The sequence below is a fragment of the Bradyrhizobium sp. 160 genome (genome assembly GCF_023073735.1).
Classification (GTDB): Bacteria; Pseudomonadota; Alphaproteobacteria; order Rhizobiales; family Xanthobacteraceae; genus Bradyrhizobium.
The window spans coordinates 164,745-180,969 of record NZ_JADPKD010000063.1 but is presented as its reverse complement, the minus strand read 5'-3'; the positions used below and the strand labels follow the sequence as shown (position 1 = coordinate 180,969).

Genomic DNA, 16,225 nt, shown 5'->3' with positions numbered 1-16,225 from the left:
GCGCCAAAACGCAAATGCAAAACCCAAATCTAGGCGTTTGGGCGGCAACGGCAATGGGCCGTCCCGGGCCGTCCCGTTCGATCCGGATCAATTCACGCGCAGGATGCGGGTAGGCGGCAGCGGTCCAATCGGCCCATGCGCTCGGAAGAACGCGAACAGCGCGTCCGCGTCGTAACCGCCATATTGTGGCGCGGTGCCCTGTTTGGCGACGGTAAAGCCGTCGCCGCCGACGGCGAGGTAATCGTTGAGGGTGACGCGGTAGCCGCTTCCAGGTTCGATCGGCCTGCCGCCGAGACTCATCCTGTCGGTGATCACGCGCTCGCCTAATGGCTTCGCCGCATCCCAGGCATAGCTGAACCCGTTCGACACCTGGAGGATCCGTGGCCGCTTCGGGTCCAACCATTGCTGCTCGAGCAAGTCCTTGAGCAGGCGGCCCGTGAGCGTCATGGTGACGAGGCGGTTGCGAAACGGTTGGCTGGCGAAGACATCGCCGAACGTGATCGCGCCATTCTCCTTGGGAACGATGTCGGTGCGGATGCCGCCGGGATTGGTGAGCGCGATCACGGCGCCGCCGTCCTTGGCATCGCGGGTTGCAAGCAATTGCGCATCGGCAATGACGTCGCCGAGCGCGCTTTCGCCGGCCTCGTTCGGAATGCGCGACAGCGTCTGGGTCACCGATCCGGCCGGCCGGTTGGCGATTGGCGCCGACAGCTTGTCGTAGGCCTCGATCAGCGCGGTCTGATCCGGATCTTTCGCAAGCGAGGCATTGGCGACGACGACGTTCTCGGCCCTGGCGCTGACGATGTCGCGGCTTGCGGGATCGAGCTTGAGATCGATCGCGGTGACCAGCGTGCCGTATTTGTCGCCGCTGGTGACGAGGCGTCCATCGATATCGCAGACATAGGCGCGGTGGGTGTGGCCGCTGACGACGATGTCGACGGCCCGGTCGAATTTCTTCACGATGTCGACGATCGGACCCGAGATGCCGGGACATTCGTTGTAGTCGCCGGTGGGCTCGCCGCCTTCGTGGATCAGCACGACGATCGCTTCCACCCCACGCGCCTTCAATTGCGGCACGAGCGCATTGACTGTCTCGGCTTCGTCGCGAAATTCGAGACCGGCGATGCCGGCGGGCGAGACGATGCCGGCGGTGCCCTTCAGCGTCAGTCCGATGAAGCCGACGGGAACGCCGTCGAACTCCCTGATCTCGTACGGCGGCAGCACGCTGTTGCCGGTGGCGGTCTCGATGGTCGAGGCCGCGAGATAGTGGAATTTGGCGCCCGTGAAGGGATGCGGCCCCTGGCAGCCGTCGACCGGATGGCAGCCGCCGTTCTGCATCCGCAAGAGCTCGGCCTTGCCCTCGTCGAATTCGTGATTGCCGATCGAACTGATCGCAAGACCCATCTTCGAGAGCGACTCGATTGAAGGCTCGTCGTGAAACATCGCCGACAGGAACGGGCTCGCGCCGATCAGATCGCCTGCGGCGACGAAGATCGTGTTCCTGTGTCCTTCGCGCAGCTGCTTCACCAGCGTCGCCATGTATTCGGCGCCGCCGGCCGCCACCATCACCTTCCTGGCCTTGTCCTCGGGATCATTGATGCGAATGCCCCCTGGCGAAGGCCGCAGATTGCCGTGGAAATCGTTGATCGCGAGGATGCGCAGCTCGACCGGGGCTGCGGTCTCGGCTGAGGCGGGGAGGGTGCTGGCGAGAGCGAGGGCGGCAAGGATGGATGGGTATCGCATGGAACAAGATTAGTCGGTCCGCACAAAGATTTCACGAAACTCTTTTGTTGAAGCACCGCGCCTGCCGCACGCTCCCGCCCGCCCCTTGAGGGAGCGGGTCGGCTCGCATGAAATGCGAACCGGGGCGGGGCGACAGACCATCCCGTGAGGAGGTGTTGGCGAGGTTCGTATCCCGGCGAGAGTCTTCGTGCGGCTCACCCTGCCCCGCGCTTCGCGCGAGCGACCCTCCTCCAGGGTCAGGGTGACAGCCGAGTGCTCGCCCTACCGCTTCTTCCTGTTCGCAAACCCATTGAACGCTGCAATCGCCTCTTCCGACTTGAGCCGCTCGCCGAACAAATGGGCTTCCTGGTCGATGCGGCGGGTCAACTCCTCCGGCGGGGCGCGCAGCAGTCTGCGCGAGGTCGCGACCGCCTCGGCCGGCAGCCGGCAGATCTCGCGCGCCACCTTGCGTGCCTCGACCTCGGTGTGTCCGGGCGAGACCACGGTGTTGACGAAACCTGCGGCATGCGCCTCCGCGGCGGAAAAAGTCCGCCCCATCACCAGCATCGCGAAGGCGCGCTGGTAGCCCATCGTGTTCGGCACCAGCAGGCTGGCCGCGCCGACCGGGACGAGCCCGAGATGGATGTAGGGCGCGGAGAAGGTCGCAGCGTTCGAGGCGAGCACATAGTCGCAGTGGAACAGCATCACGGTGCCGATCCCGATCGAGACGCCGTCGACGGCCGCGATGATCGGCTTGGCATTGAGGGCGAGCGAATAGAGAAACTTGGCCCCGTTCGACAGCATTTCGGGGTGCGAGGCGTCGGCCTTCAGGAAATCCTCGATATCGTCGCCGGCGGTGAACACGCCGGAGCCACCGGTGATGATCATGCAGCGGATATCAGGGTTGTTCTGCGCGGTGTCGATCGCGCGGCTCATCTCCTGATACATGTGCTGCGTGATCGCGTTCTTCTTGCTCGGACGACGCAGGGTGATTACGCGCGTTCCACGCTCTTCGGTGACGACGATATTGCCATTCGGCATGAGAGCCCCCTGCGGTCGCCGCGGCGCTTGCCTTCGGCGTGTCTCACGAAGGGTCAGCCTACATCATCTTGCAGGCCTGCCAATGCGCTGCTCAAGCTTTTCGATACCGATCTTGTGTCGTCAGCACAGGCCGCGCGCCGCATCGCTCGTTACGCGCTGTCGCGCGTTACAACATTGGGATACAATGTTTCATTTGAAGAACTGCTGGTTGTGGGGCATGATCGGGCCTGGTGCCGTTTCCTTTGATTGATTGCTCGATCAATGATTGCCGCAGCTGCTGTCGCTGACCGGCAGCATCGGCTTCCGTTCCGCGATGCTGGCGGTCACGCTCGCGATGATGCGGCTGGTGTTGCCGGTGGTCGTGACGTTCATCGGTCGGCCCGCCGGGACCTCGCTGGCATCGGCCGACCGGACGTCCATCCGGTGGCGATGCGGTCGCGCCGAGCCACTCGCGAGCCAAGGGAAGGCCCTCGTCAAAAACGCGGTGTCGTCCCGACGAAGGCCGGGACAGATTGGTTGTGGGGCAGGCAGCAGCCGCCGCCTTCTACCCCAGCAGCACCGCATCCGCCGCCGCAACCGATTCCGCGCTCTCCGTCACCGTGCGCTCGAGCGAAGGCGCCTGCACGGTGATGTTCTCTGCGAAGAAGCGGGCGAGCGAGACGTAGCGGGCGGCGTCCGTGATGCCGTCGGCCTTGGCGGCGAGCGCTTCGGAGGCCAGCATGCAGCCGCCGAGCGTGGCGCCGAACTGCTGCAAATAGGGCGTAGCTCCCGCAAGCGCCTCGTTCGGTGCGGACGCAGCCCGCTCCAAAAGCCATTTGCTGGTGCGCGTCAGCGCCTCCAGCGCCTCGCGCAGCTTGGTGCCCGTGGTGCCGAAGCTGGGATCGTTGGAGGCCTCGACCTGGCTGACGGTGGCCGAGAGCTCGTCGAGCAGCGTCCATACCGAGGCGCCGCCATTGGCCGCGAGCTTGCGCATGACGAGGTCGATCGCCTGGATGCCGTTGGTGCCTTCGTAGATCGCGGTGATGCGGGAATCGCGATAATGCTGCGCAGCGCCGGTCTCCTCGATGAAGCCCATGCCGCCATGAACCTGCACGCCGAGATAGGCGACCTCGTTGCCGATGTCGGTGGAATAACCCTTGGCGATCGGCGTCAGCAGCGCCGCGCGTGCGGCCGCATCGGCCCGCACCTTCGCGTCCTTGGCGCGGTTGGACACGTCGATGGCGACCGCGGTCGCATAGCAGATGGTGCGCGCGGCGGCGGTCTGCGCCCGCATTCGCATCAGCATGCGCTTGACGTCGGGATGGACGAAGATCGCATCCGCGCCGTCGCCCTTGTTGCCGACCGCGCGGCCCTGCTTGCGCTCCTGGGCGTAGGACAGCGCCTGCTGGTAGGCGCGATCGGCGAGCCCGACGCCCTCCAGGCCGACGCCGAGGCGGGCCTGGTTCATCATCGTGAACATGCAGCGCATGCCCTGGTTCTCTTCGCCGATCAGGAAACCGATCGCCCCGCCGTGATCGCCCATGGTCATGGTGCAGGTCGGCGAAGCATGGATGCCGAGCTTGTGCTCGACGCCGCTCGCATAGATGTCGTTGCGCTGCCCCAGCGAGCCGTCTTCGTTGACCATGAACTTCGGCACGAGGAACAGCGAGATTCCCTTGGTGCCGGCGGGCGCGTCAGGCAGGCGCGCGAGCACGAAATGCACGATGTTGTCGGTCATGTCGTGCTCGCCATAGGTGATGAAGATCTTCGTCCCCTTGATGCGATAGGTGCCGTCGGCCTGCCGCTCGGCGCGGGTGCGCAGCGCGCCAACGTCGGAGCCGGCCTGCGGCTCGGTGAGCTGCATCGTGCCGGTCCATTCGCCGGAGACGAGCTTCTCGAGATAGATCTTTTTCAGCTCGTCGCTGCCATGCGCCTCCAGCGCCTCGATCGCGGAGGCCGTCAGCAGCGGGCAGAGGCCGAAGGCGATATTGGCGGCGCTCCAGATCTCGGTGCAGGCGGCGTTGATCGCGAGTGGCAGGCCCTGGCCGCCAAAGCCTTCCGGGCCCGAGACGGCGTTCCAGCCGCCCTCGGTCCAACGCTTGTAGGCATCCGGCCAGCCCGGCGCGGTCGTGACCTTGCCCTCGCTCAGCTTGATGCCGTGCTCGTCGCCGACGCGGTTGAGCGGCGCCAGCACGTCGGACGCGAACTTCCCCGCTTCCTCCAGCACGGCCGCGACAATGTCGGCGTCGAAATCGCCGTAATGGCCGGCCGCCACGGCGGCCTTGAGGCCCGCGCCGTGGTTGAGCGACAGCAGCATGTCAGAGATCGGCGCGCGGTAGGTCATGGCTCACTCCCGTGGACAAATATTGGTGCCGTATTCCCATGAAACGGGGGCGGTCTCAATGGCCGGGAGGGATGGCGCTGGCTGGCGGGACCCGGCGGTTGTCGGGCCTCTTAATAGAGTAGAGCGAGACACGGATGCTTCGGCCGGTCTTCCCAGGCCGCGGTATTTTGCCCCTCCAGGCGGTTGAAATGCCGCCCCGCTCCCTATAGACCGGCTGCGACCCGAGGGAATCTGCGGTAGCCAGTTCTTCCGCCGGCCCCCGGTCGCCAGTTGGGGCGTAGCCAAGCGGTAAGGCAGCGGATTTTGATTCCGCCATTCGGAGGTTCGATCCCTCCCGCCCCAGCCAGTTGATATTACGTCGAAATCTTCTTTTGTTCGGGGGTGTCGTTCCGAACGCTTTCCGACGCCTCATTCCGAACGGAATCCCCCGGTTCGTTCTGCCCTGCCAACCGGTGCGCGTGGCGCTTTCGCGTCGCGGACAGCATGCGTTTTGCTGTGCGCTTCGCGTAGCCTTCGTAAGACTGCTGGGTCTTGTGCGTCGAGAGCGCGCGGCCCTGACCGTCTGTCAACTCCGCCTCCTCCAATTCGGTCATGCCACCATGCCGGCACGCGTCCAACGTGAAGTGAGCGGGAAGGCCCAGCTTCTTGCGCATGCGCTGAACCTTGTGCTGCATCGTTGGGAAGGCAAACGGCTTAGCGACACCCTTTGAGACCTCGCGCAGGATCATCGACACGCCGCGTCGCGGCACTGCTGCCAGCACTTCCTCAGCATCACCGTAGAACTTGACCACGGTGCCGTCCGGCAGCACTTCTTCGAGCGGGTGGGGGGCCACCGTGCCTGTCTTGTGATGAGCTACGCGGATGATCGTCGGCGCGCTCGGTGCGCGATAGTCGCTCCACTTGATGTGGCCGGCGATGACGTTTTCGGGACGCTGTAGCCACTCAAAGCAAATCACCGCGACGCCCGCGACCTCAGGCTCACCAGCAGCGATGCAGCCTTGAGCAAAGTCGTAGACCTCGTCACGTGTAACTGCCGGTTTTGTCTTCTTAACACGGCTTTCGAGGGTGACGCCCAACCAGGGGTTAGGCACATCTTTTGCGAATTCGTCGGGGAATAACCGATGAACGACCCGCCACGCCTTCCGGCATAGCTTTACGACCTTCTCGGCCGTGCGGTCGCGACGCCCATTCGGGCCTAGGACGATCTTCTGGTAGAGTTTGTCCGCGCCGCGCGGTGTGATGGTTCTAGTCGGCCTAGACCCAACTCTGTCGCCGCTCTTCGTCAGCGTGTCGCACAGGAGGGTCATGGCCCATTCGTAGTCCCGTCGCGATCGAACGGCGACCTTCTTGGTGTACGCCAAGCTCTGCTTGTACTCGCGGAACAGCCAATCGACGGTGCCGATCTTCGGCGCTGCCGGCGTATCGATCGGCTGGCCCTTGCGCTGCTGATCCCATTCATCGAACAGCCTATTGAGGGTGTCAGCTTTCTGGCATGCGATCGCAAAATCAGAACCTAGCGGCTCACTCGGAACAGGAGATTTCATGTTCCGATACTTGGTCGGGACCTCGTAATAAAACGACGTCGCGCCAGATTTCAGCCTCTTAATCCGGACATGGCGAGGAAGCTGCAACGTCACAAATCCTCTGCGATGTCGCCTGGCACGCCCGGGGCTATCGCCGCGTCCAGATCGTCCCTCAGCCATAGTTTCCGCCGCCCCTCCAGCACGCGTGGCTGGGGGTATTCCTTCCCAACCCGCTGCAAGAATGCCTCTATCGTGGACTCGCCGCAATAGCCGGCTGCGAACGCCGCGGCCATGCGGCGCGGCCATGATCCTGGCGGGATGGCGGCTGGTCGGGTGCGGGACATCGGCGGTGCATCCGTTCGTTTCGATGTGTCCCACTGAATCACACCAACAGTTGCCGGCATGAACCGCCCCCGCCCACCGGGCACGCAAAAAAAGCTGGGCGGGCATCCTTGCGATTCATGCCGGCAACCATTCGTGTGGTTCGATGTGTCCCATTGAAACAGCGGAGCCCATGAAAATGGTCGATGAAACTAGTGACCCGATGCTCACGGCCTCAGATTGCGCAAGCTTGCTCGGGGTGTCAGTTACGACGTTCTGGCGCTGGATCGCCGGTGGGCGCGCGCCAAAACCGATCAAGCTCGGCAAGTTGTCGCGCTGGCCGAAATCCGAGATTTTGGGCTTGATGCAGCGCGCGAAAGCTGCACGCCAAATTGCCGCCTAATCCGTCACGCTCGGGGCAAAGAAAATGCCCCGAAGATTTCTCTCCGGGGCGGCACCGCGTTTAGATTGTGATGTGACAGTTGCATCTCTACAACAATGGTCCCGCTCTTACAAGATGTAAGGGCACAACATGAACGCTCACGTTCCTCCGACAGATTGGCTCGTCGCCGATATTGGTCTTGATCCATTCGATGCCATCGATCCGCGCATTGCAGACAAGGCGAGACGACTGCACCGAGTACAGAACTGGGTATTCTTCCCAAAGGGCTGGGTCACCGAACCGGGCGGTTCGTTGCTGATTTTCGACGGTCGGCTCTATCCGTTGTGTCGTAAGCAGCCAGACGGCGCGGTTGCCATCCTGCCGATGATCGATTTCGAGCATCCGCCAATCTTCTCGCTCAAAAGGTCGCGTTTTCTCTATGGTAGCTTCGATCACCCCTGTGACACTGAGGAAACGCAACAACGCTTGATCGGCGTGGTGCAACGTCTTGGCCTGCAAGGGGAAGTCCACAGCCGTTACGACGCGCTTCACCGAGAGCTTGCGGCGCGCCGCAGGAACTTCAGGCGGCTTCTGGGCAGGCGATGATTGAAGATGAATGCCCCTGTTGAAGTCCTCCCGCTCTACGGGTTGCAGACACTCGGCGATGCCCGGCAGGTGATCGTCGTCGAGGGCGAGAAGTGCCGCGACGCGCTCGCCGGCGAGACGGGCAGGACGGTGGTGTCTTGGGCGGGCGGCACGCAAGGCGTCCAGCATACCGATTGGACGCCGCTCGCGGGACGCAACGTCGTGATCTGGCCTGGGGCTGATCAGTCAGCAGATCAGATCGCGAGCGTTCTTACCGGGCTCAAATGCACCGTGCGCTTCTTGGCCGCGACAAATGAGACCAGCCTCCCGAGCGTCGCGGACGCGATCCGCAGTGGCTGGGACAAGGCGCGGCTCGATACCTTCATGCGGGAGACCGTGCGTCCCTGGTCGCCGCCTGCGCCGCCGCCAGCGGAGCCCGCCGACGAGGCCATCGCTCCAGCCGGTCCCCTTGAGCGTCCTATGGCGGCGAAGCCCGCTCGTGTTGCTGAGGTGACCGAGTTTAAACGCGTCGATCGCTCGAACGAGCGCGTCGGCCAGATACTCGGCGTGGAGCGGTTTGACGTCGAGATCGAGGCGTGGCTTGAGGATCGCGGGTGGCTCGTGAAATTGAACCGCCTATCTGGAGAGCTTGAAATCCACCTCGCGGGCGGCATCGTGCCGATGACGGATGAGCGGCTCGCAGAAATCCGGTTCACGGTCGCTTATGCCGCCAACGGCAAGGAACCGGCGAAAGACAAGATCGCAGACGCCGTGGCCCTGATTGGCGAGCGGCGGTCCTATCACCCGGTTCGCGACTATCTCGCCGGCCTCCGCTGGGATGGTGTAGAGCGCCTAGACGAATGGCTAATGAAGTATGCGGGAGCTGAGGATACGCCGCTCAATCGGGCTTTCGGCCGGAAAATTCTCTCTGCGGCTGTCCGTCGCGTCATGCAGCCCGGCGCAAAGTTCGACGCCATGCTTGTGCTTGAAGGTGCGCAGGACCTTGGCAAGTCTTCCCTTGTCCGAGCTTTGTGCCGTGACGAGAACTGGTTCACCGATCAGTTGGAGGTTGGCGCTGATGCTAAGGTGACGATCGAGAAAACGTCAGGTTCCTGGATCGTCGAGATGCCCGAGCTTGACGGCATGGGCAGGCGCGATACGAACCGCGTCAAGTCGTTCATCACCACAACGCGGGATCGCTCAAGGCTGGCATACGGCCGCTATGCGGTCACGCGGGATCGGCAGTTCGTTCTTTTCGGCACAACCAACGAAAGCCATTACCTTTCCGATCTGACTGGAAACCGCCGCTTCTGGATTGTAAGATCCACCAAAGCTGACCCTGCCGGCCTCGCGGAAATCCGCGATCAGCTTTGGGCCGAGGCCGTTGCGGCCGAACCGAACGAAAATCTGTGGCTGGAGGTCGACCTGAAATCGGCGGCAGCAAAGATCACCCGCGAGGCGTCGGATTTTGGGCCGTGGCTTGAAATTCTTGGAAGTCGTATCCCGGAGGGGCCGCTCAAGATCAGGGTTGTCGATGTGTGGAAGCTCGTTGGCTTCGATAGTCCCGAGAGCATCAACAAGCTGACGAAGGTGCACCACTCTCACATAAAGGCGGCAATGGCGGGGCTCGGTTTCGAACGCAAGGATGGCGGAATTCGCGACTTGCTCGGCAAAACCGTAAAGGCATACGTCCGTGGCGATCTTCACGAAGCAGAATGGTGGTCACCAGGCGATCCATCAGCCGCGCCAGCGGTGAACTGGTAGCCGATGCCTTCGATCTGCGCGGCTGACGTGAACCGGCAGGACAAGCCCATGCCGGTTTCTCGGGCAGCTAGGTGCTAGTTCCTTTGCCCCCGTGGGTTTTCAGGTGGAAGGTTGGCGACGCGGTGTCGTTCCACTCGGCCATTACCTTACCGCAATCTTCACAGGTGGCCCTATCGTGGTCACGCGCTGGGAATCGTCGAACTGTGACCGCATAAACTGCCCCGCAATGTGGGCAGGTGAAATCCTCACCGGGACCGGTTTTCCAAGTCTGTACCATCGCCGGAATATGGACCGGAGAGGGGCCGATTGCCACCCCGTCTCCGCTCGCTCCAACAAAAATGTAGTTCTCGATTTGCGTTATCAACCGCAACCGGTTCGACTTTATGAACCGGTTGCAGATCCTTCGCCGAACCCGACGAACCGGTTGCGATGCATCCGGTGTAACCGGTTGCCTCGCGAACCGGTGACAAAAACCGATTGCGAATTCATGCTTGTAATCGGTGCAACCACTGCAACCGGTTATTTCATTGAAGTGGCTTAATCCCCCTTACTCGCCCATTGTGCGCCGCTACACCTCGCCTAAGGCAAGTCTTAGTAAAAACGGGTTGAACCGGTTGCAGCGCTTGCCATGCGGAGGTTCCGCGTACGCAGTTTTGCCTTCATTTAACGCCGTCTCATTTGTGACAGAGTCGTCGAACTGCCGAATTCACGGCAGATCGGAAGGAATTCAACATGGTCGAGAAGGATAGGAAGGACGCTGAAAAGGGGCGAGACCAAGAGAGGACAGATGATGACCGTCGAATTCCCCAATCTTCGCGCGCGCCTTCGTCCCGGCGAAGCAGGATTAATGATTTCGACGTGTTTGCTCCGTCTCGTCACGACTTCAATATTTGACTAAGAGAGGCCGCTGTACGGTTGGCGGCCTCTCCACGTACATCCTCATGAAAACTTATGCCTGAGTGGTCGCGGCAACCATCTGCATGCCACGTCTCTCGCATGGCTCTGACCGCGAAACAGCAATGCTTCGTCCAGGAATACCTGCTGGATTTGAACGCCACCAAGGCGGCGATACGTGCTGGCTACAGCAAGCGCAGTGCGCAGGAGCAGGGTTCGCAGATGTTGGCCCGTCAGGAGATCAGCGACGCGATTGACGAGGCCAAGCCCGCGCGATCTGAGCGGACAGAGGTCGATGCTGACTGGGTGCTCCGTCGTCTCGCCGATGAAGTCGAGGCTGACCTTGCAGACCTCTACGACGACAACGGCGATCTCAGGCCGATAGACGAATGGCCAGAGATTTGGCGGCAAGGGCTCGTTGCGGGTGTCGAGATCGACGCTTTGTACGAAGGGTCGGGCGAGGATCGCAGGCAGGTCGGCCACCTCAAGAAGATCAAGCTCAGTGATCGCCTGCGCCGATTGGAGCTGATCGGTAGACATGTGCGCGTGAATGCGTTCCAGGATCAGGTTGTGATGAGCGGCGTCGAAGGGCTGGCGGATCGGATCGCCCGCGCGAAACTGCGTAACGGAAGCGATGGCTAACGTGATTTGAGAGGCTTGACGCTCCCTAGGGGAAACCGCCGAACTTTGCAGTCTTAGAAAGATGCTCGGACTTATTGTATTGACGGCAGCAGATTGAACGAGCCGTTATCAGAGAGCTATTTCGAGCGCGGCACGCGGGCATAGCCACCCTGGCGGCACGATAGTCGCCGACCCTCCCGTCTCGCGGGGCTCATCGCGGCCGGTAGGTTTGTATGAAGTCCTCAATGATTTTGGGAGCAATCTCGTCGAGCTCGTTGGGTAGACCTTCGCGTATCTTGACCGGCTTGAGCCGGCCGGAACTGTCACCGTACGCCGCCAGGCTATCTCTAACGCGAATGGAAAGCCAAGCAGCCTTGCTGTCCTGGGGGTCCGGGTTGAGTAGCCCATCCCAGTGAAACGTTGCCACTCGGGCGCCGAGGCTTTGAAGGGCGTCATAGTTGACATTACCGGGTGCCGCGCAGAAACCGAGAGCCTCCTTAAAACCTAATCCCTGGATAGAAAGGTCGAGACCACGTTTGCTCGCGGCCCTGCTGAGATGGAATGGCATTTCCAGCGTAAGCGTGCGGCTTAGTTGTTGGAGTGTCATATTCTCCGGTTGAGTGGCCGTAATACAATAGAACTGCGCGGCTCCGCGGGGCAATCGGGCCCCCTCTTGCGAGGATGCGCCGGCTTCCGTTGTTGCGATCCTCCTCGCAATCGCCGCACTGAAATCCGACAGTTTGGTGTCGATTTCACCGTAGTTGCTAGTGCCCGCAAGCAGCAGAACTTCCTCAAAGTCATAACTCACACGCGATGTCCGGCGATCGAATCCGACAATCCGAGCGGAAACGCGCACGCCCAGGCTCCCCGTGCTGACAATGCTCGGGATGATCACGACTGGCGGAGTGTCAGATGGCAGCGTCCCTTGTGCCAAGTTGATCGGACCGGTACGAACGATTGATACCGGACGATCAAAGCCTCTTTCGAAGACTCGTTGAATATAGTTCGGAAGGAGTTCACCCACCGTCCGGGCGATCAAATTGCTGAGTTTACCGCTTGGCTCTCCTTGAGCCGCGTTCGGGTCGTCGCTCCGCAGGTCGACGGGGGCGAGCCCTATCGTAAGTGGTCCGGAAACCCAATCGATTCCCGATCGAGCGGGTGTTGTAAGGGCGATCGCCAACGTGATCCCGATGGCATGTCGCAACCAACTATTTTTCATTTAAAAGCCCTTCCACGGTTTCGGTAACGCGTTTCAGGAATGCAGGCCAATCCTGTAGATCAAGCGGGATTGTTTCCCGACTCGTGAGATTGCGATCACGGCTACTAACGACAATGAACACCTCCGGCTTACCGGGAGACAGTTGCTCGATCGACCCGTGTACGGTGAGAGTGTCGGAACGTAGTGAGCCAAGTCTTGGTCGTTGCAACTGCACGCACCACCACTGGTAGTCGTTCGGAAAAGGCGGAACAAGTCGAATCACGCCGAACCGATGAATGAGAGTCGCGTTCCCGGATAGCTGAGTTGGATAACGCTGGCTGACCGACCATGCGAGTGGCTCCACGCCGCTTGCTCCGGTCGACGGCGCAAACACACAATCGGCAAATAGAATCGGGCGGTCGCTGCCCTGCGCAACTTCATGAACGCGAACCACAAGCGCAGGAAGCACATCGTCGGAAATCGCTTTTCCGAGTGTTTCGGGGCTCGCAGTTTTAAGTAGACGACTATCCAATCTGATCCAGGTGTTACGGACACGCTCATAGAGTTGAGCCTGATATCTGAAGCCTTTTTGGCCAACCGTCAGCAACACTTGGAAAATTAAGTCCGCGCTGTTGAGCGCAGTCGATGGGGCCGCGGTGCCATCCACCGTCACGTGGTGCTCGATCTGTATTTCGAGGATGCGTCGCGCAAGCACCTCCTTCAGATCGGCAGCGATGTCCGCTTGCTCCTTTGTGGGCGGGTCATCGGGATCGAGATATGGCTCTTCGACCAGCACGGTCACCTGCCGTGGTGCTGCTAGCGCCGCGTCCACGGTCATCAAAGTAAACAGCACGAGGCCAAGACGGATCATTTGTGATCCCCAGCTAGGGCACAGTCTTGCAAGTTGTTACGATCTGATCAACTATATTTTTGGTCGAAGTTTCAGGTTAGGTTCGTGGGGGAGTCAAATGTCCCGAATTGCCTGGTCCCTGGTCGCGATCTTCGTCTACAGCTCCCTATGGACGAACCCTGTGCTGGCCGAGCCGGACCGCCCGGTTATTGTGGTCCCGGGCATCCTCGGCTCTAAACTTTGCGAGCGTGCGTCAGGGAAGGTGGTGTGGGGGACCAAATGGTCTTTGTCCAATTTTTCTGATCTCGCTCTACCGTTCAACTATGATCCGACCAACCTGAAGCATTTGTCCTGTGGCCTGATCGAGGGCATCGACCTTCTCGGACCTTGGCAGATCCACCAATATGACGATCTGCTCAAGACGCTCGCGGGTCTGGGCTATCAAAACGGCAAGACACTGTTCGTATTCGATTACGATTGGCGACTGAGCAATCGGCAATCCGCGCGGCAGCTCGATGAGTTCATTCAAAAATACGTGCCGTCAGGCAAGGTCGACATTATCGCCCACAGTATGGGCGGATTGATCGCAAAGGTTTGGCTCGCCGAGTTTGGCGGTAACAGCCGGATATCCTGGCTGGTGACGTTGGGCACACCATTTCTCGGTTCGGCCTCGACATTCAAGACGTTAGATGACGGCTGGGGATTCTGGGCCAACCTAGCCGCTCACGGCCTCGGCACCGTGCGGGAAACCGCGATGACATTTCCGAGCCTCTACGAAATGTTGCCGGCATATGCCCGATGCTGCGGGTTTCAGTCTTCTGGACCACAACCGACGTTCTTCGACCCGTTTGCACTCGTTAACTGGCAACGATTCAAATGGTTGCCGGCCCGCTTTACCTCCGCCGACGGACAAGCGTGGCTCGGCCGGACTCTGGCAGACGCGAGAGCAATCGCGCGGCTTGAAATTCCGCCCGGAACGCGCGTCATCACCGTCGTAACCGGTCTCATTCCGACCGCGTGGCGCGTACTGTTCGATCCAAAAGACGGCCACTGCTCAATTATGTTCCCCTGGCGGGCGACGGCACTGTCTACCAAAACAGCGCCGCCAACAACCGACTAGTCGACGCGCGGCCGTCGCTCACATCTCATCAGACGATCTTTGCCGACGACGCGTCGCGGCAGGTGCTGCGTTGGGTCTTGCTTGGAGGAGCCGAGCCGACCAAAGGCGTCCTTGCTGACATCCAGGCACGGCTGCGCAGCAAGACTGGCGACCTGTTCGACATTAGCGCAGCGTCGGCGGAGCTCAAGCCGAACGTACTCACGCCCGGATCGCAGGGTGACTTCCTCGTTGAGCTGCATGGACTTAAGGAGCTCAAATTGGCGGACCTGACGAACATCCAAGCGTTTCGTGATGCCGCACCGGCCGTGGTATTCATGCCTCCAACGCGGGAAGTTGAGGAGGACGCTGCCGGCAATGTGATCGTGCGCTTCCTGTTTAAGTTTGATGCGCCGGCCGAGCCGGGCGCTTTCTCCGCTAACGTCTATTTGCCCGGCGTGACGATCCTATCCGATACCGGAGTCGTGGTGCCCCAATGAGGTTGAGCTGTTCCCGCCTTCTCGTGGGTTCGCTCTTGATGTGCTGGGCAGCGAGCTCGCCGGGACAATGCGAAGATTTCGCCGCCATCAATGCTCGCGCCAGGGCGAGCATTTTGCAAATTCTCGTAACGGGGACGGGGGCCGCAAACCAGGAAACTACATCACCCGGAACCGGCTTCGTCGTCCATGCTGATGCAGCGCTGCCCTACACGTTCGTGTTTACAGCCGCACACGTGATCGGCAGGGACGATGACTGGCTTCTCAATAATGATGGCAAGCCGGTCAAACGCAAGATCGTCGTCCGACAGTCGGACGGCACTGGCATGGTGTCAGTGAGCGAGAACGCCGAGGTCGTTGGTATAGACCACAGCGCGGATGTCGCGGTGATAGCCATTCCCAAACGCCCGATCAATCCCATCCCAGTGGCAGGTTACGTTCACCTCAAGGAACTCCAACCCCTTATGGCGAACGGCTTTCCCGCGAACGAAAACAAGCAAGTTCCGATTTACTGTTCGGTCCGTACGCTTGACTATTCCAGGCAGCGCATAGAGATCGACAGGTTCTTCGCATCCGGACAAAGCGGAGCCCCCGTTATCGATGGAAACGGCTGGGCCGTTGGCATCGCCAGTGAAAACAATGACAAGTTAACGCCAACTTTCCACAGAGCTGCAGTGGTCTCCGCGGCGGTATCCCTGCTGAATTCTTATCTGAGCAAAGCGGGCCGCCCTCAATTGGTTCTCAAAACACATTCGGACAGTCCGTTGTCTATCTCCACCCGAAGCGGCCGCGCAAAGGTAAGGATCGCTGGCGATACTGGAGCCTTGGCCGGCGATTTACAATCGGAGCGCTCCCTAACAGAGGCAACGTCAGCTGAGCTGAATGCCAGTGGCGAAGAACGCAGCGAATGCGATGAAGCGTCCGGCAGGACCCGCTCCAACGCACAGGCGCATGCCTCGGTGCAGCTGTTCGAAAACAACGGACTCAAGATTCCGATCAGCCTCGCGGTTCAAGGAGGCCACTATCGAACGGCCACAACGTGTATTGGGGGGAAGCCCGTCGGTCTCACCGGACATGATACCGAGGCGCGCGCCAGTGCGGACGTCGAGGGTCAGATCGATTTCGACCTACAGTCTGCGCCGGCCGACCTGCGCGTCGTCTGGCAGGACGTGCCTCCCGGGACTCGGGTTGCGTTGGTGGGACCGGACGGCGCAGTTCGCAAAAGCATCGAGGTCTCGGGTACCTCAGAGCAAGCTATCCAATTGCCCGAGAGCGGCCACTGGCGTTTGCAGGCAAGTATATCGCGGCAGCTCCGTGCAAAAGGCGGGAGTGGGCAGGAAAGATATAATTTGCAATCGATCCTCTTGATCGCGCTACGCTGAAAACATCGCGCCGCAAGGCTCATAGA

At 60.9% G+C, this 16,225-nt stretch carries 13 protein-coding genes and 1 tRNA gene; 8 read left to right on the top strand and 6 right to left on the bottom strand.

What is annotated here, in order from left to right; genetic code table 11:
- Nucleotides 1-87: 87 nt before the first annotated feature.
- The 3 genes from IVA98_RS26465 to IVA98_RS26455 form a co-directional block, all read right to left on the bottom strand.
- The gene (locus tag IVA98_RS26465; protein ID WP_247303193.1) at nucleotides 88-1,743 is read right to left on the bottom strand and encodes a bifunctional metallophosphatase/5'-nucleotidase; all 1,656 of its coding nucleotides are present in this window, start codon (nucleotides 1,741-1,743) and stop codon (nucleotides 88-90) included.
- A 261-nt stretch (nucleotides 1,744-2,004) separates the two neighbouring features.
- Nucleotides 2,005-2,763 carry an enoyl-CoA hydratase-related protein gene (locus IVA98_RS26460; RefSeq protein WP_247303192.1) on the bottom strand — a complete coding sequence of 253 codons (759 nt, stop codon included), beginning with the start codon at nucleotides 2,761-2,763 and terminating at the stop codon, nucleotides 2,005-2,007.
- 544 nt (nucleotides 2,764-3,307) lie between these two features.
- The gene (locus IVA98_RS26455; RefSeq protein WP_247303191.1) at nucleotides 3,308-5,086 is read right to left on the bottom strand and encodes an acyl-CoA dehydrogenase family protein; all 1,779 of its coding nucleotides are present in this window, start codon (nucleotides 5,084-5,086) and stop codon (nucleotides 3,308-3,310) included.
- Nucleotides 5,087-5,357: 271 nt separating this feature from the next.
- Here IVA98_RS26455 and IVA98_RS26450 point away from each other — a divergent pair.
- Nucleotides 5,358-5,432: transfer RNA gene (locus tag IVA98_RS26450), tRNA-Gln, on the top strand.
- Nucleotides 5,433-5,439: 7 nt separating this feature from the next.
- Here IVA98_RS26450 and IVA98_RS26445 read toward each other — a convergent pair.
- Nucleotides 5,440-6,723 (bottom strand): site-specific integrase, encoded by a 1,284-nt coding sequence (locus IVA98_RS26445; RefSeq protein WP_247355771.1) that lies wholly within the window; start codon nucleotides 6,721-6,723, stop codon nucleotides 5,440-5,442.
- A gap of 400 nt (nucleotides 6,724-7,123) precedes the next feature.
- Here IVA98_RS26445 and IVA98_RS26440 point away from each other — a divergent pair, with 400 nt between their 5' ends.
- The 4 genes from IVA98_RS26440 (at nucleotide 7,124) to IVA98_RS26425 (ending at nucleotide 11,197) form a co-directional block, all read left to right on the top strand.
- A complete protein-coding gene (locus IVA98_RS26440; RefSeq protein ID WP_247355770.1) occupies nucleotides 7,124-7,333 on the top strand; it encodes a helix-turn-helix transcriptional regulator in 210 nt (69 codons plus the stop codon).
- 129 nt (nucleotides 7,334-7,462) lie between these two features.
- Nucleotides 7,463-7,918, top strand: coding sequence for a hypothetical protein (locus tag IVA98_RS26435; RefSeq protein ID WP_247355769.1), 456 nt, complete (start codon nucleotides 7,463-7,465; stop codon nucleotides 7,916-7,918).
- A gap of 6 nt (nucleotides 7,919-7,924) precedes the next feature.
- Nucleotides 7,925-9,661 carry a virulence-associated E family protein gene (locus tag IVA98_RS26430; protein WP_247355780.1) on the top strand — a complete coding sequence of 579 codons (1,737 nt, stop codon included), beginning with the start codon at nucleotides 7,925-7,927 and terminating at the stop codon, nucleotides 9,659-9,661.
- Between the two features lie 996 nt (nucleotides 9,662-10,657).
- On the top strand, nucleotides 10,658-11,197 hold the full coding sequence (locus tag IVA98_RS26425; RefSeq protein ID WP_247355768.1) for a terminase small subunit: 540 nt from the start codon (nucleotides 10,658-10,660) through the stop codon (nucleotides 11,195-11,197).
- Between the two features lie 190 nt (nucleotides 11,198-11,387).
- Here IVA98_RS26425 and IVA98_RS26420 read toward each other — a convergent pair whose 3' ends face one another.
- Nucleotides 11,388-12,395, bottom strand: coding sequence for a hypothetical protein (locus IVA98_RS26420; RefSeq protein ID WP_247355767.1), 1,008 nt, complete (start codon nucleotides 12,393-12,395; stop codon nucleotides 11,388-11,390).
- Nucleotides 12,385-13,245 (bottom strand): hypothetical protein, encoded by an 861-nt coding sequence (locus tag IVA98_RS26415; RefSeq protein ID WP_247355766.1) that lies wholly within the window; start codon nucleotides 13,243-13,245, stop codon nucleotides 12,385-12,387. Before IVA98_RS26415 ends, IVA98_RS26420 begins: the two co-directional genes overlap by 11 nt.
- A 97-nt stretch (nucleotides 13,246-13,342) precedes the next feature.
- Between IVA98_RS26415 and IVA98_RS26410 the strand changes: the two genes are divergently transcribed.
- From IVA98_RS26410 to IVA98_RS26400, 3 genes are all read left to right on the top strand, one after another.
- Nucleotides 13,343-14,344 (top strand): alpha/beta hydrolase, encoded by a 1,002-nt coding sequence (locus IVA98_RS26410; protein ID WP_247355765.1) that lies wholly within the window; start codon nucleotides 13,343-13,345, stop codon nucleotides 14,342-14,344.
- 62 nt (nucleotides 14,345-14,406) lie between these two features.
- Nucleotides 14,407-14,820 (top strand): hypothetical protein, encoded by a 414-nt coding sequence (locus IVA98_RS26405; protein WP_247355764.1) that lies wholly within the window; start codon nucleotides 14,407-14,409, stop codon nucleotides 14,818-14,820.
- A 38-nt stretch (nucleotides 14,821-14,858) separates the two neighbouring features.
- Nucleotides 14,859-16,199 carry a S1 family peptidase gene (locus IVA98_RS26400; protein ID WP_247355763.1) on the top strand — a complete coding sequence of 447 codons (1,341 nt, stop codon included), beginning with the start codon at nucleotides 14,859-14,861 and terminating at the stop codon, nucleotides 16,197-16,199.
- Nucleotides 16,200-16,225: the final 26 nt, after the last annotated feature.

Excerpts from the sequence above, each read along its gene's own strand:
- IVA98_RS26410 (WP_247355765.1), top strand. The coding sequence starts at position 13,343 with ATGTCCCGAATTGCCTGGTCCCTGGTCGCGATCTTCGTCTACAGCTCC.
- IVA98_RS26430 (WP_247355780.1), top strand. The coding sequence starts at position 7,925 with ATGAATGCCCCTGTTGAAGTCCTCCCGCTCTACGGGTTGCAGACACTC.
- IVA98_RS26435 (WP_247355769.1), top strand. The coding sequence starts at position 7,463 with ATGAACGCTCACGTTCCTCCGACAGATTGGCTCGTCGCCGATATTGGT.
- IVA98_RS26425 (WP_247355768.1), top strand. The coding sequence starts at position 10,658 with ATGGCTCTGACCGCGAAACAGCAATGCTTCGTCCAGGAATACCTGCTG.
- IVA98_RS26415 (WP_247355766.1), bottom strand. The coding sequence starts at position 13,245 with ATGATCCGTCTTGGCCTCGTGCTGTTTACTTTGATGACCGTGGACGCG.
- IVA98_RS26455 (WP_247303191.1), bottom strand. The coding sequence starts at position 5,086 with ATGACCTACCGCGCGCCGATCTCTGACATGCTGCTGTCGCTCAACCAC.
- IVA98_RS26440 (WP_247355770.1), top strand. The coding sequence starts at position 7,124 with ATGAAAATGGTCGATGAAACTAGTGACCCGATGCTCACGGCCTCAGAT.
- IVA98_RS26465 (WP_247303193.1), bottom strand. The coding sequence starts at position 1,743 with ATGCGATACCCATCCATCCTTGCCGCCCTCGCTCTCGCCAGCACCCTC.
- IVA98_RS26420 (WP_247355767.1), bottom strand. The coding sequence starts at position 12,395 with ATGAAAAATAGTTGGTTGCGACATGCCATCGGGATCACGTTGGCGATC.
- IVA98_RS26400 (WP_247355763.1), top strand. The coding sequence starts at position 14,859 with ATGTGCTGGGCAGCGAGCTCGCCGGGACAATGCGAAGATTTCGCCGCC.
- IVA98_RS26460 (WP_247303192.1), bottom strand. The coding sequence starts at position 2,763 with ATGCCGAATGGCAATATCGTCGTCACCGAAGAGCGTGGAACGCGCGTA.